This window comes from Curtobacterium flaccumfaciens, from assembly GCF_004361695.1.
GTDB classification, from domain to species: Bacteria; Actinomycetota; Actinomycetes; order Actinomycetales; family Microbacteriaceae; genus Curtobacterium; species Curtobacterium flaccumfaciens_B.
The window spans coordinates 170770-194088 of the sequence record NZ_SNVW01000005.1; the positions used below are offsets into that span (position 1 = coordinate 170770).

Below are 23319 nucleotides of genomic sequence, written 5' to 3' on the forward strand. Positions count from 1 at the left end.
CGATTCTCGCATGTGTGACCTGCGTACAGACGAGACGCACAGGGACGGCTCCGTGACCTGTCAGGCGGCCTGGTGGCAGGATGGGCACACGCCGTTCCGATGGAGGTACCAGATGACGACGATCGAACTGCCGCGCAAGCGCCGGAAGCAGATCAAGAAGCTCAAGGGCAAGACCGCCTCGCTCCTCGGCGAGCAGCGCAAGGTGCTCGAGCACGCGAACGAGATCCTGGCCGAGGCCCGCGCCCACGCCGCCGATGCAGCACGCAAGGACATCGCTCCCCGGGTGCAGAACGCGATCGACAACGGGATCCGTCCCGCCGTGGCCACCGGCGTGCACGCAGCCACCTCGGCTGCGCAGACCGCGTCGCACCGCTTCCAGACCGAGGTCATCCCCGGGCTGGTCTCGACCGCCGGCTCCGTCCTCAGCGTGGGCGACCTCGCGAAGGACCCGCGGGTCAAGAAGCTCGTGAAGAACGCCCAGAAGAAGAGCAAGAAGGCTCGCAAGGCCGCCGCCAAGTACGTGCCGGCCGCGCAGCAGAAGAAGGGCCTCGGCTTCGGGGGCGTCGCGCTCATCGTGGTCGGCGTGGTCGCCGTCGCCGGTGCCGCGTACGCCGCGTACCAGACGCTCCGCGCCGACGACGACCTCTGGGTCGCCGACGACGCCGACACGGCGGAGAAGCCCTCCGCCTGACCTCCCGGTTCGTACGAAGGGCCCCGGCATCGCCGGGGCCCTTCGTCGTCCCGCGGGCGCGGTCACACGATCGCGGGCGCGGACGGCTCCGGCTCCGGCTCCGCCGAGCGGGTGAAAAACGTCCCGCTCACCGCCGAGGGTGCCATTTCGTACCCGCTCGGCGGAGTACCGACGGCACGTCACGCCCGCTCACGCACCCACCCGACGGACTGGAGGCGCGTACCGCCCCCGCCCCGCGCCTCCAGTCCGGAAGATGCGCAGCATCACCGCCGCGAGATCGCACTCCCGCGCCCCAAGCCCACCGGTCCCCGCGCCAAACCGCGATCTCGGCGAAGGGCCCGCGACCACCGACGACGCGACCCGACGACCGAGCGCGAGCCGAACGCCGAACGCGAGCCAAACGCCGAACGCCGAACGCGAGCCGCACGCACGGCGCTGACCGATCGCCGGGCGCAAGCCGAACCCCGAACGCGAGCCGAACACCGGGCGCAAGCCGAACGCCGGGCGTAAGCCACATGCCGGGCGCGAGCCACATGCCGGCCGCAAGCCGAACGCCAGGCGGAGCCATCGCGGAGCGGCGCGCCGAAGGCGCCGACAAGCACAAACGACCGAGCAAGGCGAAGCGAGGAACGAGCGGAGCAGTGCTCACGCCGAGGGAGTGGAGCCTAGGAGAATCGAACTCCTGACATCCTGCTTGCAAAGCAGGCGCTCTACCAACTGAGCTAAGGCCCCGAGACACCCATGCTACGGGTGTCGGAGGGAAGTGGTGGGGCTACAAGGACTTGAACCTTGGACCTCTTCGTTATCAGCGAAGCGCTCTAACCGCCTGAGCTATAGCCCCTCAGACCGGATGAAAGCCTACCGTACCGATCCCGCAGAACGAAATCGAGCGGTCGGCCTCATCCGGCCGGGTGTGTCAGTTGTTCGTGAAGCCCACGAGCAGGCCGCCCGTGATCCGCACACTGAGGTTGTAGAGGACACTCACGATCGCGCCGAGCACGGTGCCGACGACCACGTTGAGGATGCCCACGACGATGGAGAACCCGAGCACCTGTCCCAGCGAGAACTGGTCCATGATCGAGTAGTTGTTCTGCCCGGTGACGTCCTTCAGGAGCGAGTCGATCTCGCCGAAGACACCGGTCTGGTTCAGGATGACCCACACGAGTGCCGTGGCGACGACGATCACGATGGAGCCGGCCAGGGCGATGAGGAAGCTGAGCTTCACCATCGACCAGAAGTCGACGTACACGAGCCGCAGTCGCACCTGACGGGTGCCGACGGGCCGCTTCGCCTTCTTCTGGAGCTTCTCGGCGACACTACTCATTGCTCGACTGGTCCTCTCCGGCCTGGTCGTCGCCAGGCGCGGTGTCAATGGGATCAGTGGAATCCGGCGCTGCTTCAGCAGGGCTGACCGTCTCCACCGGGCCCGCGGGCTCGATCTCGGCGTCGTCCTGGTCATCCAGGTTCCGCTCGGTGTTCCGGGCCACTGCGATGATCCGGTCGTTCTCCGCGAACCTCGCGAAGACCACACCCATCGTGTCGCGACCCTTGGCGGGCACCTCGGCCACGGCAGACCTTACCACCTTGCCCGATTGCAGCACGACGAGCACCTCGTCGTCCTCGCCCACGATGAGAGCACCCACAAGGTCGCCTCGGTCGGCGGCCAGCTTGGCCACCTTGATGCCGAGGCCACCACGGCCCTGCACGCGGTACTGGTCGACCGAGGTGCGCTTGGCGTAGCCGCCCTCGGTCATGACCCACACGTAGCCGTCGTCCGAGACGACCCGGGCAGCGAGGAGGGCATCGTCGTCGCGGAACGACATGCCCTTCACGCCCGAGGTCGACCGGCCCATCGGGCGCAGGGTGTCGTTCGTGGCGGTGAAGCGCAGCGACATGCCGTGCTTCGACACGAGCAGCAGGTCGTCGTGCTCGTCGACGAGCAGCGCCTGCACGAGGGTGTCGCCGTCGCGCAGGTTGATCGCGATGATGCCGCCGGTGCGGTTCGTGTCGTACTCGGTCAGCGCGGTCTTCTTGACGAGGCCGTGCGCCGTGGCGAGCACGAGGTACTGCGCTGCCTCGTAGTCGCGGATGTCGAGCACCTGCTGGATCTGCTCGTCGGGCTGCATCGCGAGCAGGTTGGCCACGTGCTGGCCCTTCGCGTCGCGGCTGGCCTCTTGCAGTTCGTACGCCTTGGCCCGGTACACGCGGCCCTGGTCGGTGAGGAACAGCAGCCAGTGGTGCGTCGTCGTGACGAAGAAGTGCTCGACGATGTCGTCCGCGCGGAGCTGCGCACCCTTCACGCCACGGCCGCCGCGGTGCTGCGAGCGGTAGTTGTCGCTCCGGGTCCGCTTGACGTACCCGCCGCGGGTGATGGTGACGACCATCTCCTCTTCGGGGATGAGGTCCTCGATGGACATGTCGCCGTCGAAGCCGAGCAGGATCTCGCTCCGACGGTCGTCGCCGAAGCGGTCCACGATCTCGTCGAGCTCGTCGCCGATGATCGAACGCTGGCGGGTCTCCGACCCCAGGATGTCCTGGAAGTCGGCGATCTTCCGCTCGAGCTCCTCGGCCTCGTCGTGGATCTTCTGGCGCTCGAGGGCGGCCAGACGACGGAGCTGCAGTTCGAGGATCGCGCGCGCCTGGATCTCGTCGACGGACAGCAGGTCCATCAGGCCGGTGCGGGCCTCTTCGACGTCGGGCGAGCGGCGGATGAGCGCGATGACCTCGTCGAGGGCATCGAGCGCCGCCAGGTAGCCGCGCAGGATGTGGGCGCGCTTCTCGGCCTCGCGCAGCCGGTACTGGGTCCGGCGGACGATGACGTCGATCTGGTGGTCGACCCACGCCGAGATGAACCCGTCGAGGGCGAGCGTGCGCGGCACGCCGTCCACGATCGCGAGCATGTTCGCGCCGAAGTTCTCCTGCAGCTGCGTGTGCTTGTACAGGTTGTTGAGGACGACCTTGGCGACGGCGTCGCGCTTCAGGACGATCACGAGGCGCTGGCCCGTACGGCCCGAGGTCTCGTCGCGGATGTCGGCGATGCCGGAGAGCTTGCCGTCCTTGACCCCCTCGGCGATGCGGATCGCCAGGTTGTCCGGGTTCACCTGGTACGGCAGCTCGGTGACCACGAGGCACGTGCGGCCCTGGATCTCCTCGACGTTGACGACCGCGCGCATCGTGATCGAGCCACGACCGGTGCGGTAGGCGTCCTGGATGCCCTTGGTGCCGAGGATCTGCGCACCGGTCGGGAAGTCCGGGCCCTTGATCCGCTGCATGAGCGCGCCGAGGAGCTCCTCGCGCGTCGCGTCGGGGTGCTCGAGCGCCCACTTCGCGCCGGCGGCGACCTCGCGCAGGTTGTGCGGCGGGATGTTCGTCGCCATGCCGACCGCGATGCCGACCGAGCCGTTGACGAGCAGGTTCGGGAACCGTGCCGGCAGGATCGCGGGCTCCTGCGTGCGCCCGTCGTAGTTGTCCTGGAAGTCGACGGTGTCCTCGTCGATGTCCCGGACCATCTCCATGGCGAGCGGCGCCATCTTGGTCTCGGTGTACCGCGGGGCTGCTGCGCCGTCGTTGCCGGGGGAACCGAAGTTGCCCTGGCCGAGCGCGAGCGGGTAGCGGAGCGACCACGGCTGCACGAGGCGGACGAGCGCGTCGTAGATCGCGCTGTCACCGTGCGGGTGGAACTGCCCCATCACGTCGCCGACGACGCGCGAGCACTTCGAGAACGCACGGTCGGGGCGGTAGCCGCCGTCGAACATCGCGTAGATCACGCGGCGGTGCACCGGCTTCAGTCCGTCGCGCACCTCTGGCAGGGCGCGTCCGACGATGACGGACATCGCGTAGTCGAGGTACGACCGCTGCATCTCGAGCTGCAGGTCGACCTGCGAGATGCGGTCGCCGGAGACGACGATGTCCCCGCTGTCGCCGTGGACGATCTCGGGCTGCTCGTCGGCGCCGTTCTCGTTGTCGTCAGCCATGTGGCTTGGTCACCTTTCTGGTGGCCCTCCGGGCGAGAGCCTGGAGGCACTGGTTCCGTTCGTCGCGCCGGGCGCGACGACAGGCGGTCGGGACTGGTCGACGCGGCTGGCACCGCGCCTCCTGTCCTAGATGTCGAGGAAGCGCACGTCCTTGGCGTTCTGCTGGATGAACTGGCGCCGGGACTCGACGTCCTCGCCCATCAGCGTCGCGAAGACGCTGTCCACCGCTGCCGCGTCCTCGAGCGTGACCTGCAGGAGCGTCCGGGTGTCCGGGTTCATCGTGGTGTCCCACAGCTCCTTGTAGTCCATCTCGCCGAGGCCCTTGTAGCGCTGGATCCCGTTGTCCTTCGGGATGCGCTTGCCCGCCGCGAGGCCGGCCTGCATGAGGGCGTCGCGCTCACGGTCGCTGAACACGTACTCGTGCGCCGAGTTCGACCACTTCAGGCGGTACAGCGGCGGCTGCGCGAGGTACACGTAGCCGCGCTCGATGAGCGGTCGCATGTAGCGGAACAGGAGCGTGAGCAGGAGCGTCGTGATGTGCTGGCCGTCGACGTCGGCATCGGCCATCAGCACGATCTTGTGGTACCGGGCCTTGTCCGGGTCGAAGTCCTCGCCGATGCCGGCGCCGAACGCCGTGATCATCGACTGGATCTCCTGGTTGGCCAGGGCACGGTCGAGGCGCGCCTTCTCGACGTTGAGGATCTTGCCGCGGAGCGGGAGGATCGCCTGCGTCATCGGGTTGCGTCCCTGCACGGCGGAACCGCCGGCGGAGTCACCCTCGACCATGAAGATCTCGGAGACCGTCGGGTCCTTCGACTGGCAGTCCTTGAGCTTGCCGGGCATGCCGCCCGACTCGAGGAGGCCCTTGCGTCGGGTGGTCTCGCGCGCCTTGCGGGCGGCGAGCCGCGCCTGCGACGCCTGGATCGCCTTGCGCACGACGTCGCGGGCCTGCGTCGGGTTGCTCTCGAACCAGTGGGTGAGCTCGGTGCCGACGACGCGCTGCACGAAGCCCTTGGCCTCGGTGTTGCCGAGCTTGGTCTTCGTCTGGCCCTCGAACTGCGGCTCGCCGAGCTTCACCGAGATGACGGCCGTCAGCCCTTCGCGGATGTCGTCACCCGTGAGGTTGTCGTCCTTCTCCTTGATGATCTTCGCTTCGCGCGCGTACTTGTTCACCAGGTACGTCAGCGCCGCGCGGAAGCCCTCTTCGTGGGTGCCGCCCTCGTGCGTGTTGATCGTGTTCGCGAAGGTGTGGACGCTCTCCTGGTAGGAGGTGTTCCACTGCATCGCGACCTCGAGCGCGATCTTGCGCTCCGGGTCCTCGGCCTCGAAGCCGATGACGTCGGGGTGCACGAGGTCGGCCTTCTTCTGCGCGTTGAGGTACTCGACGTAGTCGGCGAGCCCGCGCTCGTAGAGGAAGTAGTCCTGACGGGCCTCTTCCCCTTCGTCCGGGGTGCGCTCGTCCTGCAGGGTGATGCGGAGCCCCTTGTTGAGGAACGCCATCTGCTGGAAGCGGGTGCGCAGGGTCTCGTAGTCGAAGACGACCGTCTCGAAGATCTCGGCGTTCGGCCAGAACGTGATCGTGGTGCCGTGCTCGTCGGACTCTTCGTCCTTCGACAGCGGCGCGACCGGCACGCCGTCGGTGTAGCTCTGACGCCAGACGTGGCCCTGCTGACGGACCTCGACGTCGAGCTCGGAGCTCAGCGCGTTGACGACGGACGAGCCGACGCCGTGCAGACCGCCGGACACCGCGTACGCGCCGCCGCCGAACTTGCCGCCGGCGTGCAGGACCGTCAGGACGACCTGGACCGTCGAGACGCCCTCGGCCGCGTGGATCCCGACCGGGATGCCACGGCCGTTGTCGACCACGCGGACGCCGCCGTCTTCGCGGATCGTGACGTTGATGGTGTCGCAGTAGCCCGCGAGCGCTTCGTCGACGGAGTTGTCGACGATCTCCTGCACGAGGTGGTGCAGACCGCGCGGCCCCGTCGACCCGATGTACATGCCCGGACGCTTCCGGACGGCTTCGAGCCCTTCGAGCACCTGGATCTGGTCTGCGCCGTACGCTTGGTCGCTCTGCGGGGTCGGCTCGGCGGACGAGTTCTGTCGGTCGTCGTCAGATCCGGATGTCATTCGAGGGTGCTCCTGCCTGCGCGCGGAACACCCGCGCACTGCACCCCCCAGTCTACCTCAGGACCCCCTCGTCCGAGGGCTGAAATCGGCCGTTCAGCGGCCGAAATCGGTACCAGAGGATGATTTCGTCGGCTCAACCGTAGGTATCGCGAGGACCACGCCCCTGGACCGTCCTGGGGCCGCGTTTCCAGGTGGGGGCGTCGGGGCCCGAAACCCGGATCGACTGGACCCCGGCTTCCGGGTGCCGCTCGGCGATGGTCGTCGTGATGGTGCTCCGCATCAGCCGGAGCTGCGTCGCCCACGCCGTCGAGTCGCACCGGATGACCAGTGCGCCGTCGTCGATCGTCATCGGACGGGAGTGCTTCGCGAGCTCGTCGCCGACCACCGCGGGCCAGTCCACGAAGAGCTCGGAACGGGCGAGCGGCTCGGTCCAGCCGAGCTCCTGGGCGAGGGAACCGACGACGTCGCCGAGGCCCTTCGGTTCGCGACCGCGGCCGTACGGCACGGAGTCGGGGTCGAGGGCACTCATCCGGCGGCGTCGGGCGTCGACGCCGCGCTTCGAGGGGTCGCCGAAGACGGCGCGGAGGTGACGGTAGACGCGGGACGGCTCGGTGGGTCGCGACGGCTTCGGCATCAGACGCCGGCTTCCGTCGCGGGTGCGTCCGTCGGAGCTGCTTCCGTCGCGGCTGCTTCCGCGCTTTCGGGCGGCCTGGAGGCGCGGCTCGCGTCCGCCTCGTCGGTCACGATGGTGCCGGCTTCGATCCGGACGGTGTGTGCCGCCAGCTGCACCGGCACGTCACCGAAGACCGCAGCGGTGATGAGCACCTGCTCGTAGTCGGCGACCGCTCCGGCCAGGCGCTCCCGGCGGGACTCGTCGAGTTCGGCGAACACGTCGTCGAGGATGATGATCGGGTCACCGAGGCTCGACTCGGCGCGGAGGATCGAGGCGCTGGCGAGCTTCATCGCGAGCGCGAACGACCACGATTCGCCGTGACTTGCGTACCCACGGGCGGGTAACCCGTTCAGCTGGAAGAGCACGTCGTCGCGGTGCGGTCCGACCAGGGTGAGTCCTCGGTCGAGTTCGTCCCGACGTCGCCGCTCCAGCGCCGCACGGAACGCGTCGCCTGCGGCCGTCACCGACACCGGCTCGTCCGGCGTCCCGAGCACCGGGTCCGTCGCCGCCGCGTCCTCCGGGTCGCCGCCGCGGACGCTGAGCACGCCCGCGATCGACGCCTCGTGCCGTTCGCCGGCGACGGTCGCGTACGCCTCGGCGACGAAGGGCGCCAGGCGCCGGGTCAGGTGGTCGCGCGCGGCGATGATCTCGGCTCCGAACGCCACGAGCCGGTCGTCCCAGACGTCGAGCGTCGCGAGTGAACCGGCCTTCGCCCCGGTGGCGCGCGCCGACTTCAGCAGGGTGTTCCGCTGTCGGAGCGTCCGGTCGTAGTCGGCGAGGACGCCCTGCATCCGGGGCGCGATCTGGCCGAGCAGTTCATCGAGCATCCGGCGCCGCCCGGCCGGTTCGCCGCGAACGAGTGCGAGGTCCTCGGGCGCGAAGAGCACGCTCGTGCAGTACCGCGGCAGCTCGCGCGGCTTGATCGCCGAGCGGTTGACCTGCGCCCGGTTCGCCCCGGTGCGGTTGATCTGCACCTCGGCGAGGATGCTCCGGTCCTCGTGGGCGAGCCGCGCACGGACGATCGCCGCGTCGCAGCCCTGCCGCACGAGTGCCGCGTCGGTGGGGACACGGTGCGAGCCGAGGGTGGAGAGGTACCCGATCGCCTCGACCAGGTTCGTCTTCCCCTGGCCGTTCCGCCCGACGAACAGGTTCGGCCCGCGTGCGAGGTCGACGTCCGCCTCCCGGTAGTTCCGGAAGTCGGTGAGCTGGAGATGGTCGACGTGCACGCGGGCCGATACGGGTCGAGGTGGTTACCTCGGCAGGACTACGCCTTCTTGACGGCGTGACCGCCGAACTGGTTGCGGAGCGCCGCGACGGCCTTCATCGTCGGGGACGCACTGCCCTGACGCGAGACGAAGCGCGCGAAGATCGACGCCGAGAGCGCGGGCATCGGCACCGCGAGCTCGATGCCCTCTTCGAGCGTCCAGCGGCCCTCGCCCGAGTCCTCGACGTAGCCCTCGAGGGCGTCGAGCTTCGGGTCCTCGTTGAGGGCGAGCACCATGAGGTCGAGCAGCCAGGAGCGCACGACGGTGCCGCGCTGCCATCCGGCGAACACGGCGGGGACGTCGTGGATGATGTCCTTCGCCTCGAGGAGCTCGTAGCCCTCGCCGTACGCCTGCATGATCGCGTACTCGATGCCGTTGTGGACCATCTTCGCGTAGTGACCGGCACCGATCGGGCCGGCGTGCGAGAAGCCCTCTTCGCGCGGGCCCTCGGGGCGGAGCGCATCGAAGACCGGCATCGCGAACTCGACGTCCTTGGCGTCACCGCCGACCATCAGGCCGTAGCCGTTGTCCTTGCCCCAGACGCCACCGGAGACGCCGGCGTCCATGTAGCGGATGCCCTTGGCGCCGAGCTGCTCGGCGTGCACGGAGTCGTCCAGCCACTTCGAGTTGCCGCCGTCGATGACCAGGTCGCCCTCGCTGAGGACGCCGGCGAGCTCGGTGATCACGTCGTCGGTGATCTTGCCGTGCGGGACCATGACCCAGACGAGCTTCTGGCCCTCGGGGAGCGCTGCTGCGAGGTCGGCGAGGCTGGCCACATCGGAGACGGCGGGGTTCGCGTCGTACCCGGTGACCTCGATGCCTGCGTTGCGGAGACGGGCACGCATGTTGTTGCCCATGCGACCGAGGCCGACAAGACCGATGTGCATGATTTCCTCTTCTGTTCGTCGTCGCGCTGATGCAGGGATGGCGCGTCAGCGCAGTGTTCGGCTGTTGCGCTTACCGCAGCAGGAGATTGGGCTGCAGCAGGTACCGGTATCCGTCCGCTGCCGGGGCCTCTTGCGAGGTCTGCCCGGTGATGAGCACCGGGCCCGGCTTGTTGGGGTTCTCCGTCTTGGTGAAGGAGATGCGGACGAACTCGGAGTGCACCGCGTTCAACCCGTCCAGGAGGAAGGCGGGCTTCAACGAGACCACCGTTTCCTCACCGGTCAGCAACGCACTGATCGACTCTGACGCCTGCGCTTGTTCGGAACCGATCGCCTCGAGCGTGAGCCCGTCGACCGTGAAGGAGAACCGGAGCGCGGCTTCGCGCTCCAGGACGAGGGAGACCCGTCGGACCGCTTCGACCAGTTCCGCGGTGTTGATCACCGCGTGGTCCTGGACGGTCTCGGGGAAGAGCCGGCGCACCGGCGGGTAGTTGCCCTTGATGAGCAGCGACGTCACCGTCTTGTCGTCGGCGTGGAACGCGATGAGCTCGCGCTCGGAGGAACCGCTGATCGACACCGAGACGGTGGAGGCCGAGCCGAACGTGCGGCCGACTTCCTGCAGCGTGCGGGCCGGCACGAGTGCGTGGAGCGGTGCGCTCTCGGACTCGCCGGTGCGGCCGGAGTCCCACTGGATCGTGCGGACCGCGACGCGGTAGCGGTCGGTCGCGATGAGCGAGACGTCGTGGTCGCCGACCTCGAGCTGCACGCCGGTGATCACCGGGGTGACGTCGTCGCGGCTGGCGGCGACGGCGACCTGCGACACCGCTTCGGAGAACGCGTCGCCGGGGATCACACCCGTCTGCGCACCGATCTCCGGGAGGGTCGGGTACTCCTCGACCGGCATCGACAGGAGCGTGAAGTGGGCCGAGCCGCAGCTGACCGAGATCTTCGCGTCCTCGGTGGTGAAGGTGACCGGGGCGTTCGGCAGCCGGCTCGCGATGTCGTTGAGCAGTCGGCCCGAGACGAGCACGGTGCCGGGATCGTCGATCTGCGCGGTGATCGACGTCTGCGCCGAGACCTCGTAGTCGAACGAGGAGAGCGTGAGCCGGTCACCCTCTGCGTGGATCAGGACGCCCGACAGGATCGGGAGGGTCGTGCGCTGTGGGAGGAGCTTCACCGCGAAGGAGACGGCTTCGGAGAAGACGTCCCGGTTGACCTCGAACTTCACAGCTGGAACCCCTGTCGATCGGTTGGACTGTCCGGCCGCCCCATTGTGGCACAGCCCGGCGGAGCCAGGATTTCTTGTCATCCCGCCGTCCACAAGGTTGGCCCCCTGAGATCAATCGTTAACCAGGAGTAATGGTGTTAACGCCTGTGCACACTGTGGATAACCCTGTTGATGCCGCTCGGCGACAGGGAACTACAACCGTGTGACTTGTGAGTGGGGTGTTGGCGACATCTGGATGAGTGAATCTCAGGTATCCACTTCCATCCCCAGTTTCCACAGTTGCCCCTCCACCTGTGAACAACCGAGCGGCGTGTCCTCCACAGTTATCCACAGGCTTTCCACACTGTGAGAAGTCCGGTGCATGGAACCGTCTCAGATGGTGGATACGCGCCAGGGTGGGCCGATCTGACGGTCGTCAGTCGTGCCTCCAGGCTGGATCAGCCGGCCACGTCGCGACGCGAGACGCGTCGTCGATCGGTCCTCCGGAGACCGCGATCAGCGGTGATGGCGGTCCTGGTCAGCGGTAGCGGCGGTCCTGCTTGATGCGGCTGGTGAGTTCGGTGACCTGGTTGTAGATCGACCGACGCTCCTTCATCAGCTCGGTGATCTTCTTGTTCGCGTACATGACCGTGGTGTGGTCGCGGTTGCCGAACAGCTGCCCGATCTTCGGCAGCGACAGGCTCGTGAGTTCGCGGCAGAGGTACATCGCGATCTGTCGTGCCGTGGCGATCGCCTGTGAGCGGGACGAGCCGTAGAGGTCGTCGACGGAGAGCTTGAAGTACTCCGCGGTGTGGTTGATGATGTCCGTCGGCGCGACCACGTTGTCGTCGTCGAGGGTGATCAGGTCCTTCAGGACGGTCTGCACGAGTGCCATGTCGACGGCCGTGCGGTTGAGGCTCGCGAACGCGGTGACGCGGATGAGCGTCCCCTCGAGCTCGCGGATGTTGCTCGACACCTTCGACGCCATGAACTCGAGGATGTCGTCCGGCACCTGCAGGTGGTCGGACTGCGCCTTCTTGCGGAGGATCGCGATGCGCGTCTCGAGCTCGGGCGCCTGCACGTCCGTGATGAGGCCCCACTCGAAGCGCGAGCGCATCCGGTCCTCGAACCCGGTGAGGTGCTTCGGCGCGACGTCCGACGTGATCACGACCTGCTTGTTGTGGTCGTGCAGCGTGTTGAACGTGTGGAAGAAGGCCTCCTGCGTGGAGTCCTTCCCCTGCAGGAACTGGATGTCGTCGATCAGCAGGATGTCGATGTCGCGGTACCGCTGCTGGAACTGGTTCGACCGGTTGTTCGCGATCGAGTTGATGAAGTCGTTCGTGAACTCCTCACTCGAGACGTACCGGACGCGGATCCCGGGGTAGAGGCTCTCGGCGTAGTGGCCGATGGCGTGCAGGAGGTGCGTCTTGCCGAGCCCCGAGTCGCCGTAGATGAAGAGGGGGTTGTAGGCCTTGGCCGGTGCCTCGGCGACGGCGACTGCTGCGGCGTGCGCGAAGCGGTTCGACGAGCCGATGACGAAGTTGTCGAAGTTGTACTTCGGGTTGAGCCGCGACTCGGGCCGGCCGCCGGTGCCCGGGGAGTCGATCTGGCTCGGGACGAAGGGCGCCTCGATGTACTGCCGGGGCGCCGCACTCTGCTCGACCGGCTGCTGCACCGGCTCGGCGTACTCGGGGACGTGGGACGCGACGGTCGGGTCGACCCGGGGCTCGGACGCCATGTCCGGGTTCACGGTGATGGCGAAGTTCGCGACGGTGTCGTCACCGATGCGGGAGACGGCCTCGGTGATGGGGATCCGGATGCGCTGTTCGAGCATGCCGCGGGTGAGGTCGTTCGGGACCTCGAGGTAGAGGGTGCCGGCGAGGACGCCCTTCGGTTCGACCAGGTGGAGGAAGCCCTGCAGCTGCGGGGTGACGCGGTCGTCCTCGGAGAGGAGTCCGAGGACCGATGACCAGAGGTCCTCGACGGGGTCGGCCGGCATCGTCATGTCGCGCTCGTCTCCTGGTCTTGTGTCGTCTGGCATGGCCGTTCCGGGCCGCGCACGACCGGCGTGTCTTCCGGCGGGGCGTCCGTGTCCGGGTGGCTTCTTCGACGGCCCGGACCGCGTGTCGTCCCGCGGTGGTCCACAGGGTTGTCCACAGTCTTGTCCACGTCCGCCGGGTGCTGCACGTCGGGGGGACTCCCCCGTCCTGCCGGGCAAGTGGCGGATCGATCACACCACTGTAAAGGACCGGGGCGCGTCGCACCGAACGCACGTTTTCCCCAGTGTGGATAATGATCGTGCGCGGCGCCCCGGCTGCGGGGTCCGCGCCCCGCGTTTGACCTGCCCGCTGCTGTCACGTACCGTTAACCAGTTGACTGCGGCCACCTGGTCGCGCCCATCTGCGTCGTTCGGCACCGAGCGGCGACACATACGTGACGGCTGTTGCTGCGTCGCGTCCCGCTGAGGACGAGACCCAGTGCAGCCGTGTGGAGATCATCATGAGCAAGCGCACCTTCCAGCCGAACAACCGTCGTCGTGCCAAGAAGCACGGCTTCCGTGCCCGCATGCGCACCCGTGCCGGCCGCGCCATCCTCGCTGCGCGCCGTTCCAAGGGCCGCACCGAGCTCAGCGCCTGAACGAGCCTCACCTGATCGGGCTCCGTCCGGTCCGGTCCCGGCTGGGAACCAGGTAGCGATCGTGTTGGCCCGCGCCAACCGCATCGTCCGTGGTGACGACTACCGGTCCGTCGTGCGTCGTGGTCGCAGGAGCGCCACGGCGCACGCCGTCGTATCGGTGGTCCGCCGTACCACGGTCGACGGCAGGGTCGACCCCGCTCCGACACGGTTCGGCTTCATCGTCGCCAAGACGGTGGGCAACGCCGTGACGCGGAACCTGGTCCGGCGTCGCCTCAAGGCGATCGCGCACGGGGTCCTGACGGACCTCCCCACCGGGTACGACGTGGTGGTCCGCGCACTGCCAGCCGCTGCGCAGGCCGGATGGCCTACCCTGCTCGAAGACGTCTCGCGCTCCTGCGCGCGTGGTGTGGAGAAGGCAGCATGAACCGGTTGACGCGCCTCGCCTGGGGCATCGCGTTGCTCCCGCGCAACGTGTGCGTCGTCGTGCTGCGTGCGTACCGGGCCGTCATCTCCCCGCTCTACGGGAACGTCTGCCGCTACCACCCCTCGTGCTCGCGGTACGCGCTCGAAGCGATCCAGCAGTACGGCGTCGTCCGCGGATCGGCGATGGGCGCGTGGCGCATCGCCCGGTGCAACCCCTGGGCAGCCGGGGGCATCGACGACGTTCGTGCACGGCGTCGCCCCTACGACGTCAACCGGTTCGGGTTCGTGCTCGCGCCGAACCAGCAGCAACCGCAGACCGCGGTCGGGACTCCCCTCCCGGTCCTGCTCCCCCAGCGCACTCGAAAGGCGTGACCGTCCCCATGGACCTCATCGGTACGATCCTCTGGCCGCTCAAATGGGTGGTCTCGGCCATCCTCGTCGGCTTCCACTGGATCTTCGAGAACATCGGCATGGACCCCGGCGCGGGTATCACCTGGGTGCTCTCGATCATCTTCCTGACGTTCGTGGTCCGTGCCGCGCTGATCCCGATCTTCGTGCGCCAGATCAAGTCGCAGCGCCGCATGCTCGAGGTCGCGCCGCAGCTGAAGAAGATCCAGGACAAGTACAAGGGCAAGAAGGACCAGTTCTCGCGTGAGGCCATGAGCCGCGAGACCATGGCGCTCTACAAGGAGACCGGGACGAACCCGCTGAGCTCCTGCCTGCCGCTGCTGATCCAGATGCCGATCTTCTTCTCGCTGTACTCCGTGCTGCACGAGGCGCAGATCAACAAGACCGGCATCGGTCTGCTCACGAACGACCTGGCGGGTTCCTTCGGCAACGCGTCGCTGTTCGGTGCACCGCTGCACGAGACCTTCACGAACGCGTCGGGCTGGGAAGTCCGCGCGATCGCCGGCTTCATGATCGTCGTGATGACGGCATCGCAGTTCATCACGCAGCTGCAGCTCGTCGCGAAGAACATGTCCCCGGAGACCAAGGCGTCGCCGATGTACCGCCAGCAGAAGATGATGCTGTACATCCTCCCGCTGGTCTTCGTCATCTCGGGTCTGTCCTTCCCCCTCGGCGTCATGTTCTACTGGCTCGCCTCGAACATCTGGACGATGGCGCAGCAGTACTTCGTCATCCGCAGCATGCCGACGCCCGGGTCCGAAGCGGCCCTCGCCCGAGAGGCCCGCCTGGCGAAGAAGGCCCAGCGTCGCGGATCGGCCACCCCGGTCCTCGCCGAGGCCGGCGCCGGTGCCGGTGCGGCCGAGATCGAGGCCGTGCGCGTGACCACGCAGCGTCAGCAGCCGGTCGGCAAGAACCGCTCCAAGAAGAACGGGAAGAAGTAAGTGACCGAGCAGGACATCGCAGACGCCGTGGAGACCCCCGTCGAGACCGTCGAGGGCGACACGAACGCTGTGGACACGGTGGCCGAGGACACCGCGGCCGAGGACACCGACGCTGAGGACACCGACGCTGAGGACGCCCGCGACGAAGCGGACATCGCAGCGGACTACATCGAGGAACTCCTCGACATCTGCGACCTCGATGGGGACATCGAGATCGAGGAGCGCGCTGGTCGTGTGTACCTGTCGGTGACCGACGAGGGCGATGCACTCCGCGTGCTCTCGAAGCCGGACACCGTGTCGGCGCTCCAGGAACTCACCCGCATCGCCGTGCAGGCGGAGACGGGCGAGTTCAGCCGGCTCATCCTCGACGTGGGCGGCTCCCGTGACGCACGCGCGACCGAGCTCCAGCGGCTCGTGGACACCGCGGTGGAGCGCATCGAGGGCGGCTCGTCCTCTGCGGCACTCCCCCCGATGTCGTCGTACGAGCGCAAGCTCGTCCACGACCTGGTCGCCGAGAAGGGCTTCCACTCGGAGTCCGAGGGTGAGGGTCGGGACCGCCACACGGTCGTCACCCGATGACCGAGGCCGCTCAGCCGGTGCTCGAGGACGAACCCGCAGCGGCAGCGACGCTGTTCGGTGACCGGATTGACGTCGCTCGGTCCTTCACGAACGAGCTCGCTCGTCGCGGGGAAGAGCTGGGCCTGATCGGCCCACTCGAGCCACCTCGCCTCTGGACGCGACACATCCTCAATTCTGCGGTGCTCGCTCCCCTCCTGGAGGCACGGGGTCGCGTTGCCGACGTCGGCTCCGGTGCCGGCCTGCCCGGCCTGGTACTGGCGATCGCCCGCCCGGACGTGCACCTCACGCTCATCGAGCCGATGGAGCGTCGTGTGGACTGGCTCACGACGGAAGCAGAACGGCTCGGCCTGGACAACGTCGACGTGGTGCGTGCGCGCGCCGAGGACGTCGCAGACGACATCGTCGTCGACCAGGTGACGGCGCGGGCAGTCAGTGCCCTCTCGAAGCTCATCCCCCTCACGGCGCCGCTCGTCCGCTCCGGTGGGCAGCTCATCCTGATGAAGGGTGCGCGGGTCGAGGACGAGATGGAGAAGGCCCGAAAGGTCATCCTCCGCACGCACCTGACCGATGTCGAGGTGCTCGAGCTCGGAGTCGGTGTGGTCGAGGAGACCACGCGGGTCTTCCGGGCTACAGTTGACTGACGCTGCGGCTCAGGTCGGTTTCACCGGCCGCCAGTGGCTCCGCGTTCCACGTGAAACACCGAACCGGGGAAGAGGCACTCGTTGAGTTCATCGACCGATTACGACGCGTCGACACCGCTTGCTCGCGAGATCGCGGATCTGAACCGACGCCGGCGTGCGATCGCGACGCAGCAGTTCCCGCTGCCCGCGAAGACCCGCGTCTTCACGGTCTCGAACCAGAAGGGTGGCGTCGGTAAGACCACGACCACTGTGAACCTGGCGGCGGCGCTGGCCCACGGCGGAGCCCGTGTACTCGTCATCGACCTCGACCCGCAGGGCAACGCGTCCACGGCTCTCGGTGTCGATCACCAGGCCGAGGTCGCGAGCATCTACGACGTCATCGTCGACGAGGCACCGATCGCCGACACGGTGCAGCGGTCCCCCGAGTCAGACACGCTCTGGTGTGTGCCCGCCACGATCCATCTGGCCGGCGCCGAGATCGAGCTGGTCTCGCTCGTGGCACGAGAGCAACGCCTCCGTACGGCGCTCGACGAGTACCTCGCGTCGCTTGACGAGCCGTACCACTACGTCTTCATCGACTGCCCGCCGTCGCTCGGCCTCCTGACGATCAACGCCTTCGTGGCGGCGCAGGAAGTCCTGATCCCGATCCAGTGCGAGTACTACGCGCTCGAGGGGCTCAGCCAGCTGCTGCGGAACATCGAGCTCATCGAGCGGCACCTCAACCCGAAGCTGCGGGTGTCGACGATCCTGCTCACGATGTACGACAGCCGGACGAACCTGTCCAACCAGGTCGCCGCTGACGTTCGCGAGCACTTCGGAGGCCAGGTCCTCAATGCCGTGATCCCCCGGTCCGTCCGGGTGAGCGAGGCGCCGAGCTACGGCCAGAGCGTGGTCTCCTACGACGTCAACTCCACTGGTTCGCTCTCCTACCTGGAGGCAGCGGCCGAGATCGCAGCACGAGGAGCACAGGACTGATGGCACCGAAGCGAACCGGACTCGGCCGAGGGATCGGCGCCCTGATCCCCACCGCCACCGAGCAGCAGGAACGGCCCGTCGACGTCTTCTTCCCGACCGGAGGGACGCCGTCGTCCGCACCGACGGCTGAGGACCTGGTGGCTGTCCCCGGGGCGCGGCTGGCGAACCTGAACCCGCTTGACGTCGCGCCGAACGCCCAGCAGCCCCGCAAGGAGTTCCGCGAGGAAGAGCTGCAGGAGCTCGTGCACTCCATCCGTGAGATCGGCGTGCTGCAGCCGATCGTGGTTCGGCCGATCGCCGGCGCGACCGGAACCGCACCGCAGTACGAGCTCATCATGGGTGAGCGCCGTCTCCGTGCCACGAAGGAACTCGGGCTCAGCACGATCCCGGCGATCGTCAAGGACACCCCCGACGATGCGATGCTCCGCGACGCGCTGTTGGAGAACCTGCACCGGGCGAACCTCAACCCGCTCGAAGAGGCATCGGCGTACCAACAGCTCCTCGCTGACTTCGGCATCACGCAGGAGCAGCTCGCGCAGCGCATCGGACGCTCCCGGCCGCAGATCACCAACACCATCCGGTTGCTGCGCCTGCCCTCCGCTGTGCAGCGCCGGGTTGCCGCTGGCGTCCTGTCCGCCGGTCACGCCCGCGCGATCCTCGCGGCTCCGGATGCCGAGGCGATGGAGTACCTGGCCGAGAAGATCGTCAACGAGGACCTGTCCGTCCGTTCGGCCGAGGCGATCGCACAGCAGCTCGCCTCGAAGGCCCCGGTGAAGTCGAAGCCGGAGCCGTCGGAGCGTCAGGCGCACTTCAACGACCTCGCCGAGCGATTGGGTGACCGGCTCAACACCCGGGTCAAGATCGCTGTGGGTGCTCGCAAGAGCTCGGTGACGATCGACTTCGCCAACGGCGACGACCTGAACCGGATCCTCGGCGAACTGGGTGTGCGGGACATCTCCGAGTAACCCCGTGCGGCGCTGAGCGCCCCGCTGCGGCGTCAGTACGGCTCGTGGGCGTACGGGTGTCGGCGGCGCCGAGACAGCGGCGTACGCGGCGTTGTAACGCCGCCAGGCTTGATGTTCCACGTGGAACGTCGGTACCAGTACCAGTACCAGTACCAGCACCAGCATCGGTATCGCACGAGACCGGCCCCGGGTGCGGACCAGGGACCGAGTACGGATCCAGCCGATGCCCTACGGCAGGGATACTGACGGCTGGCGACGTTCCACGTGGAACACCGGCCGTACGTGTCAGCGCTTGCGGAGTGCGTGCAGCTTCCGCAGTCCGACGGCGGCGAAGAGCGGCTTGAAGGGCGACATCTCCCCCGCGCGGTAGTCATCGGCCGCAGCGAGGCGCTCTGCAAGGTCGGGGCGCTGCCGAGCGAGGTAGATCCTGGCCTTTTCGGCGTGCAGGCCGTTCGATGCGAAGACGATCCCGTCAGCCTGATCCACGAGTGGGATAACGTTCCGGACGTTCTCCCACGTGGACGTGCTCTCCCGGTCCACGAGGACAGCGTCGGTCCAGTGCAGGGATCCCGTGATGTAGTCACGAAGCAGATCCGCCTCGGACACGGTGCCGTGCACCGCTCCCCCGCTCGTCACGAGTACCACCGACCTCGCCCGCCCCGAGGCCGCGCGCGCAGTACGAACGCCGATCCGGGCCCGCCACCTGTTGACGATGTTCGCGCGCGTCCCCCCGTTGCGGAACCCGAGGACGACGACCGCTACCGAAGCACCGGACGCGATCGGCGGGAGACGACGTGCCCGAACAGCAGCAGCGCCGTGTACGGCCTCACCCCACAGCAGGGTCGCTGCGCCGACGCACACCACACCGACGAACACCGACCGCAGTGTTCCACGTGGAACACTCGACGCCATGGTCAGGCCCGGTGGTCGCGGATGGCCTGCTCGGCGAGCTCGGCGTAGGTCCACCCGAGGTCGAAGCCGGACGCGGACAGCGCTTGCGGCACCAGCGAGGTCTCGGTGAGGCCCGGCAGGACGTTCGCCTCGAGGAACCAGGGAGTCCCCGCGCCGTCGATGATGATGTCGACGCGTGAGATGTGCCGGAGCCCGAGGGCCTCGTGCGCGGCCACAGCCGCTGCGGAGGCCGCCTGGGCGTCCGCCTCGGACAGACGAGCCGGCGTGTAGAAGGTCGTCTCGCCAGCGTTGTAGCGGGCCTCGAACCCGTAGATGCCGTTGCGCGGAACGATCTCGACGGCCGACAGCGCCACGGGACCGTCGCCGGTGTCGATGATGCCGACCGCGACCTCGGTCCCCCGGATGAGCTGCTCAACCACGACGTCGTCGCAGTACGTGTAGGCCGTCACCATCGCCCGCGGCAGGTCGTTGACGTCGTCGACGAGCGTGACACCCTGGGCACTCCCACCCCGGGCGGGCTTGACCGCGAGCGGCACGGGGTGTTCGCCAGCGATGCTCTCGAGCACCCCGACCGCGCCGAGCTCGCGGAACACGTCGTGCGACAGCGCGACGGAACGCGGGGTGCGGACCCCCGCCCGGGCGACGAGCGCCGAGGCCGTGGGCTTGTCCCATGCCAACCGGGCTGACGTGGATCGTGAGCCGACGAACGGGATGTCCAGCGCCTCCAGGATGCCCCGCAGGGCCCCGTCCTCACCGGAGGCCCCGTGGAGAGCCGGCCACACGACGTCCGGGCGGGTCTCCCGCAGGGTCGGCAGGAGGGACGCGTCAGCGTCCCGCAGGTCGACCTGCCAGCCGTACCCCGTCAGGGAGTCTGCGACGCGACGGCCGGAACGCAGGGAGACGTCACGCTCGTGCGAGATGCCTCCGGCGACGACGACGACGTGACGGCGAGTGAGCTCGGCCATGCGAGGAGACCTCCGGTGTTGCGGTGTGAGGAGTTGCGGATCAGGGCACGACCACGAGGGAAAGTGCTGATCAGGAGATGTTCGGCGGCGGAGCGCTCACCGACGACGTCGGCCGCACGACCGCGTTGGGGCGGGTCGCCGCACCGAAGGTCTCGACGAGTTCGAGCTCGTCGTTCACCACGTTGGCGAGCCGCTTGACGCCGACGCGGATCTGCTCCGGCGTCGGGTAGCAGAACGACAGGCGGATGTGTCCGCCGCCGCGACCGTCGGCGTAGAAGGCGGTGCCCGGCGTGTAGGCGACGAGCTCCTTCACGGCACGCGGCAGCATGCCCTTCGAGTCGAGCGACTCCGGCAGGGTCAGCCAGACGAAGAACCCGCCGTCCGGCTTCGTCCACGACAGGTCCGGCAGGAACTCCCCCAGTGCGGAGAGCATCGCGTCGCGCCGCTCGGCGTAGATGCCGCGGAACGTGTCGACCTGGCCCTTCCAGTCGGCCGCGTCGAGGTACGCGTTGACGACGTACTGGCCGAAGGAGTTCGGGGCGAGGACGGCGGACTCGTTCGCGAGCACGAGCTTCTCGCGGATGGCGTGCGGGGCGAGCGCCCAGCCGACGCGGAAGCCTGGGGCGAGGGTCTTCGAGAACGAGCCGAGGTACACGACGCCCTCTTCGTCGATCGAGCGGATCGCCTGTGGGGCGGGCTCGTCGAACCAGAGGAGGCCGTACGGGTTGTCCTCGAGCACGAGGATGTTGTTCGAGCGGCAGATGTCGAGGATCTCGATGCGGCGCTCACGGCTCAGCGTGACGCCGGCCGGGTTGTGGAAGTTCGGGATCGTGTAGAGGAACTTGATGCGCTTGCCCTGCGTGCGCAGGTTGGCGATCGCCTCGCGCAGGGCCTCCGGTACGAGACCGTTCTCATCCGTCGTGACGTGCACCGTCTCGGCCTGGTACGACCGGAAGACCCCGATGGCACCGACGTAGGACGGCGACTCGGCCAGCACGACGTCACCCGGGTCGATGAACAGCCGCGTGACGAGGTCGAGCGCGTGCTGCGAACCGGTGGTGACGACGACGTCCTCGGCGCTGGCACGGATGCCCTCGAGGCTCATGATGTCGACGATGTGCTCACGGAGGGACCGCAGCCCCTGCCCACCGCCGTACTGCAGCGCCATGGCCGCGTCCTGCGCCATCACGCGGTCGAGGGAGCCCGTGACGAGCTCACGCGGCAGCGCGGAGACGAACGGCATGCCGCCAGCGAGCGAGACCACTTCGGGCCGCGACGCGACGGCGAACAGGGCTCGGACCTCGGAGGCGCTCAGCCCGGCGGTGCGCTGGGCGTAGGAGTCGTACCAGGGGTCGAGGCTGTTGCCGTTCGTCATCATTGCTCCGTTTCAGTGGGACATTCCCGCCACACTACGACATCCGCCCCGGGAACCAGGGCTGCGGGACGGGGCCGATCCTGAACCAGTGGCCCGGAACGACGACCAGTGGCCCGGAACGACAACGGCCCCGCTCTCCGGGGAGAGCGGGGCCGGTCAGGGACGACCTACGCGAGGAACTCGGCGAGGTCGGCCTCGAGCGCGGGCTTCGGCTTGGCGCCGATGACGGTCTTGACGACCTCGCCGCCCTTGAAGACCTTCATCGCCGGGATCGACGTGATCTGGTAGTTCATGGCCGACTGCGGGTTGTCGTCGACGTTGAGCTTGACGATCTCGATCTTGCCGGCGTGCTCGGCCGCGATCTGGTCGAGGATCGGCGAGACGGCGCGACACGGGCCGCACCACTCTGCCCAGAAGTCGACGAGGATCGTCTTGTCGGACTTGAGGACCTCGTCCGAGAAGGTGGCGTCGGTGACTGCCTTGGCGTTGGACATGTGTGCTCCTTCGGGAAGTCGTTCAGTGGGTACAACGGCCGTGCCGTCGTGGTATTCCGAGTGGCGTCGGCGCCTCAAACGCGGGCGGCGGTGACGTCGACCATGGCGGGCTCCGACGGCGAGACGCCGTCCGCCTGGTCCGTCAGCTCGTCCTCGAGGTCGGCGAGGTACTTCTCGGCGTCGAGTGCAGCGACCGTGCCCGATCCGGCCGCGGTGATGGCCTGCCGGTAGGTCGGGTCGATGACGTCGCCCGCGGCGAAGACACCGGGCAGGTTGGTCTTCGAGGTGCGGCCCTGGACGGCGATCGTGCCCTCGGGCGCGATGTCGATCTGGCCGTGGATGAGGTGCGTGCGCGGGTCGTTGCCGATCGCGATGAACAGGCCGTCGAGCGCGAGCTCGGACTGCTCGCCGGTGACGGTGTCCGTGAGCGTGACGCCCTCGACCGCGGAGTCACCCGTGATGCCGGTGACCTCCTTGTTCCACGCGAACTCGATCTTCGGGTCGTTCATCGCGCGGTCCTGCATGATCTTCGACGCACGCAGGCTGTCCTTGCGGTGGATGACCGTCACCTTGTCGGCGAAGCGGGTGAGGAACGTCGCCTCTTCCATGGCGGAGTCACCGCCGCCGACGACGGCGATGTTCTTCTGGCGGAAGAAGAAGCCGTCGCAGGTCGCGCACCACGAGACGCCGTGGCCGGACAGACGCTCTTCGTCGGCCAGGCCGAGGTGACGGTAGGCGGAACCGGTCGCGTAGATGACCGCGAGGGCCTCGTACGTCTCGCCGGAGCCGACGGTGACCTTCTTGACCTTCCCCGTCAGGTCGACGGAGACGGCGTCGTCGTACAGGACCTCGGCGCCGAACTTCTCCGCCTGTTCCTGCATCTTGATCATGAGGTCCGGGCCCTGGATCCCCTCGGGGAAGCCCGGGAAGTTCTCGACCTCGGTCGTCTTGGTGAGCTCGCCGCCGGTCTCGACGCTCGAGGCGACGATGAGGGGCTTGAGCTCCGCACGTGCGGCGTAGATGCCGGCGGTGAACCCGGCCGGGCCGGAACCGATGATGATGAGCTGGCGCATGCCTGGGAGCCCTTCCGTTGAGATCGCTGACCGGGTCAACACATCGTACCGGCGGGACATTCCACGGCGCCCGACCGCGGCGTACCTCACCTCACCGCACCGCATCG

22 protein-coding genes and 2 tRNA genes are annotated in these 23319 nt (G+C 68.1%); 9 read left to right on the forward strand and 15 right to left on the reverse strand.

The genetic code is table 11. From position 1 onward, the window contains the following. Positions 1 to 112 precede the first annotated feature (112 nt). The gene (locus EDF64_RS18170; RefSeq protein WP_083402689.1) at positions 113 to 691 is read left to right on the forward strand and encodes a hypothetical protein; all 579 of its coding nucleotides are present in this window, start codon (positions 113 to 115) and stop codon (positions 689 to 691) included. Positions 692 to 1350: 659 nt separating this feature from the next. Here EDF64_RS18170 and EDF64_RS09540 read toward each other — a convergent pair. The 10 genes from EDF64_RS09540 to dnaA all read right to left on the reverse strand — a co-directional run bounded on the left by EDF64_RS09540 (position 1351) and on the right by dnaA (position 12829). Further along, a tRNA-Ala gene (locus EDF64_RS09540) sits at positions 1351 to 1423 on the reverse strand. 32 nt (positions 1424 to 1455) lie between these two features. Further along, positions 1456 to 1532 (reverse strand) — tRNA-Ile (locus EDF64_RS09545). Between the two features lie 75 nt (positions 1533 to 1607). Then, positions 1608 to 2015: a DUF3566 domain-containing protein gene (locus EDF64_RS09550; RefSeq protein WP_071291657.1), complete on the reverse strand. Its 408-nt coding sequence runs from the start codon at positions 2013 to 2015 to the stop codon at positions 1608 to 1610. Continuing rightward, complete coding sequence (gene gyrA, locus EDF64_RS09555) at positions 2008 to 4665, reverse strand: DNA gyrase subunit A (protein ID WP_208108876.1); 2658 nt, start codon at positions 4663 to 4665, stop codon at positions 2008 to 2010. Before gyrA ends, EDF64_RS09550 begins: the two co-directional genes overlap by 8 nt. A 126-nt stretch (positions 4666 to 4791) precedes the next feature. Then, the gene (gene gyrB / locus EDF64_RS09560; RefSeq protein ID WP_133519763.1) at positions 4792 to 6795 is read right to left on the reverse strand and encodes a DNA topoisomerase (ATP-hydrolyzing) subunit B; all 2004 of its coding nucleotides are present in this window, start codon (positions 6793 to 6795) and stop codon (positions 4792 to 4794) included. Between the two features lie 133 nt (positions 6796 to 6928). Beyond that, the gene (locus tag EDF64_RS09565) at positions 6929 to 7429 is read right to left on the reverse strand and encodes a DUF721 domain-containing protein (RefSeq protein WP_133519764.1); all 501 of its coding nucleotides are present in this window, start codon (positions 7427 to 7429) and stop codon (positions 6929 to 6931) included. Beyond that, a complete protein-coding gene (recF, locus tag EDF64_RS09570) occupies positions 7429 to 8694 on the reverse strand; it encodes a DNA replication/repair protein RecF (RefSeq protein WP_243736322.1) in 1266 nt (421 codons plus the stop codon). Before recF ends, EDF64_RS09565 begins: the two co-directional genes overlap by 1 nt. Before the next feature lie 38 nt (positions 8695 to 8732). Further along, entirely contained in the window at positions 8733 to 9620 is an 888-nt protein-coding gene (gnd, locus tag EDF64_RS09575; RefSeq protein ID WP_133519765.1) for a phosphogluconate dehydrogenase (NAD(+)-dependent, decarboxylating), read from the reverse strand. Positions 9621 to 9690: 70 nt separating this feature from the next. Further along, the gene (dnaN, locus tag EDF64_RS09580) at positions 9691 to 10845 is read right to left on the reverse strand and encodes a DNA polymerase III subunit beta (protein ID WP_133519766.1); all 1155 of its coding nucleotides are present in this window, start codon (positions 10843 to 10845) and stop codon (positions 9691 to 9693) included. Positions 10846 to 11362: 517 nt separating this feature from the next. Then, positions 11363 to 12829 (reverse strand): chromosomal replication initiator protein DnaA, encoded by a 1467-nt coding sequence (dnaA, locus tag EDF64_RS09585; protein WP_071291663.1) that lies wholly within the window; start codon positions 12827 to 12829, stop codon positions 11363 to 11365. Positions 12830 to 13323: 494 nt separating this feature from the next. On the opposite strand from dnaA, the gene rpmH reads away from it, so the two are divergent. From rpmH to EDF64_RS09625, 8 genes are all read left to right on the forward strand, one after another. Further along, complete coding sequence (gene rpmH, locus EDF64_RS09590) at positions 13324 to 13461, forward strand: 50S ribosomal protein L34 (RefSeq protein WP_019181680.1); 138 nt, start codon at positions 13324 to 13326, stop codon at positions 13459 to 13461. Positions 13462 to 13522: 61 nt separating this feature from the next. Continuing rightward, the gene (gene rnpA, locus EDF64_RS09595; protein ID WP_133519767.1) at positions 13523 to 13885 is read left to right on the forward strand and encodes a ribonuclease P protein component; all 363 of its coding nucleotides are present in this window, start codon (positions 13523 to 13525) and stop codon (positions 13883 to 13885) included. Then, the gene (yidD, locus tag EDF64_RS09600) at positions 13882 to 14256 is read left to right on the forward strand and encodes a membrane protein insertion efficiency factor YidD (protein ID WP_133519768.1); all 375 of its coding nucleotides are present in this window, start codon (positions 13882 to 13884) and stop codon (positions 14254 to 14256) included. The genes rnpA and yidD overlap by 4 nt, the downstream gene beginning before the upstream one ends. A gap of 8 nt (positions 14257 to 14264) precedes the next feature. After that, positions 14265 to 15233 (forward strand): membrane protein insertase YidC, encoded by a 969-nt coding sequence (gene yidC, locus EDF64_RS09605; RefSeq protein WP_071291666.1) that lies wholly within the window; start codon positions 14265 to 14267, stop codon positions 15231 to 15233. Positions 15234 to 15302: 69 nt separating this feature from the next. After that, on the forward strand, positions 15303 to 15812 hold the full coding sequence (locus tag EDF64_RS09610) for a protein jag (RefSeq protein ID WP_432207024.1): 510 nt from the start codon (positions 15303 to 15305) through the stop codon (positions 15810 to 15812). Continuing rightward, entirely contained in the window at positions 15809 to 16453 is a 645-nt protein-coding gene (gene rsmG / locus EDF64_RS09615; RefSeq protein ID WP_133519769.1) for a 16S rRNA (guanine(527)-N(7))-methyltransferase RsmG, read from the forward strand. The genes EDF64_RS09610 and rsmG overlap by 4 nt, the downstream gene beginning before the upstream one ends. An 81-nt stretch (positions 16454 to 16534) precedes the next feature. After that, complete coding sequence (locus tag EDF64_RS09620) at positions 16535 to 17428, forward strand: ParA family protein (protein ID WP_133519770.1); 894 nt, start codon at positions 16535 to 16537, stop codon at positions 17426 to 17428. Beyond that, on the forward strand, positions 17428 to 18393 hold the full coding sequence (locus tag EDF64_RS09625) for a ParB/RepB/Spo0J family partition protein (protein ID WP_133519771.1): 966 nt from the start codon (positions 17428 to 17430) through the stop codon (positions 18391 to 18393). Before EDF64_RS09620 ends, EDF64_RS09625 begins: the two co-directional genes overlap by 1 nt. Positions 18394 to 18678: 285 nt before the next feature. On the opposite strand, the gene EDF64_RS09630 is transcribed toward EDF64_RS09625, so the two are convergent. The 5 genes from EDF64_RS09630 to trxB all read right to left on the reverse strand — a co-directional run bounded on the left by EDF64_RS09630 (position 18679) and on the right by trxB (position 23212). Continuing rightward, positions 18679 to 19269, reverse strand: coding sequence for a YdcF family protein (locus EDF64_RS09630; RefSeq protein ID WP_166645670.1), 591 nt, complete (start codon positions 19267 to 19269; stop codon positions 18679 to 18681). 38 nt (positions 19270 to 19307) lie between these two features. Next, the gene (locus EDF64_RS09635; RefSeq protein WP_133519773.1) at positions 19308 to 20270 is read right to left on the reverse strand and encodes a D-alanine--D-alanine ligase family protein; all 963 of its coding nucleotides are present in this window, start codon (positions 20268 to 20270) and stop codon (positions 19308 to 19310) included. Positions 20271 to 20340: 70 nt separating this feature from the next. Next, positions 20341 to 21645: a PLP-dependent aminotransferase family protein gene (locus EDF64_RS09640; protein ID WP_133519774.1), complete on the reverse strand. Its 1305-nt coding sequence runs from the start codon at positions 21643 to 21645 to the stop codon at positions 20341 to 20343. Positions 21646 to 21812: 167 nt separating this feature from the next. Continuing rightward, complete coding sequence (gene trxA / locus EDF64_RS09645; RefSeq protein WP_071291672.1) at positions 21813 to 22139, reverse strand: thioredoxin; 327 nt, start codon at positions 22137 to 22139, stop codon at positions 21813 to 21815. A gap of 74 nt (positions 22140 to 22213) precedes the next feature. Beyond that, positions 22214 to 23212 (reverse strand): thioredoxin-disulfide reductase, encoded by a 999-nt coding sequence (trxB, locus tag EDF64_RS09650; RefSeq protein WP_133519775.1) that lies wholly within the window; start codon positions 23210 to 23212, stop codon positions 22214 to 22216. Positions 23213 to 23319 lie beyond the last annotated feature (107 nt).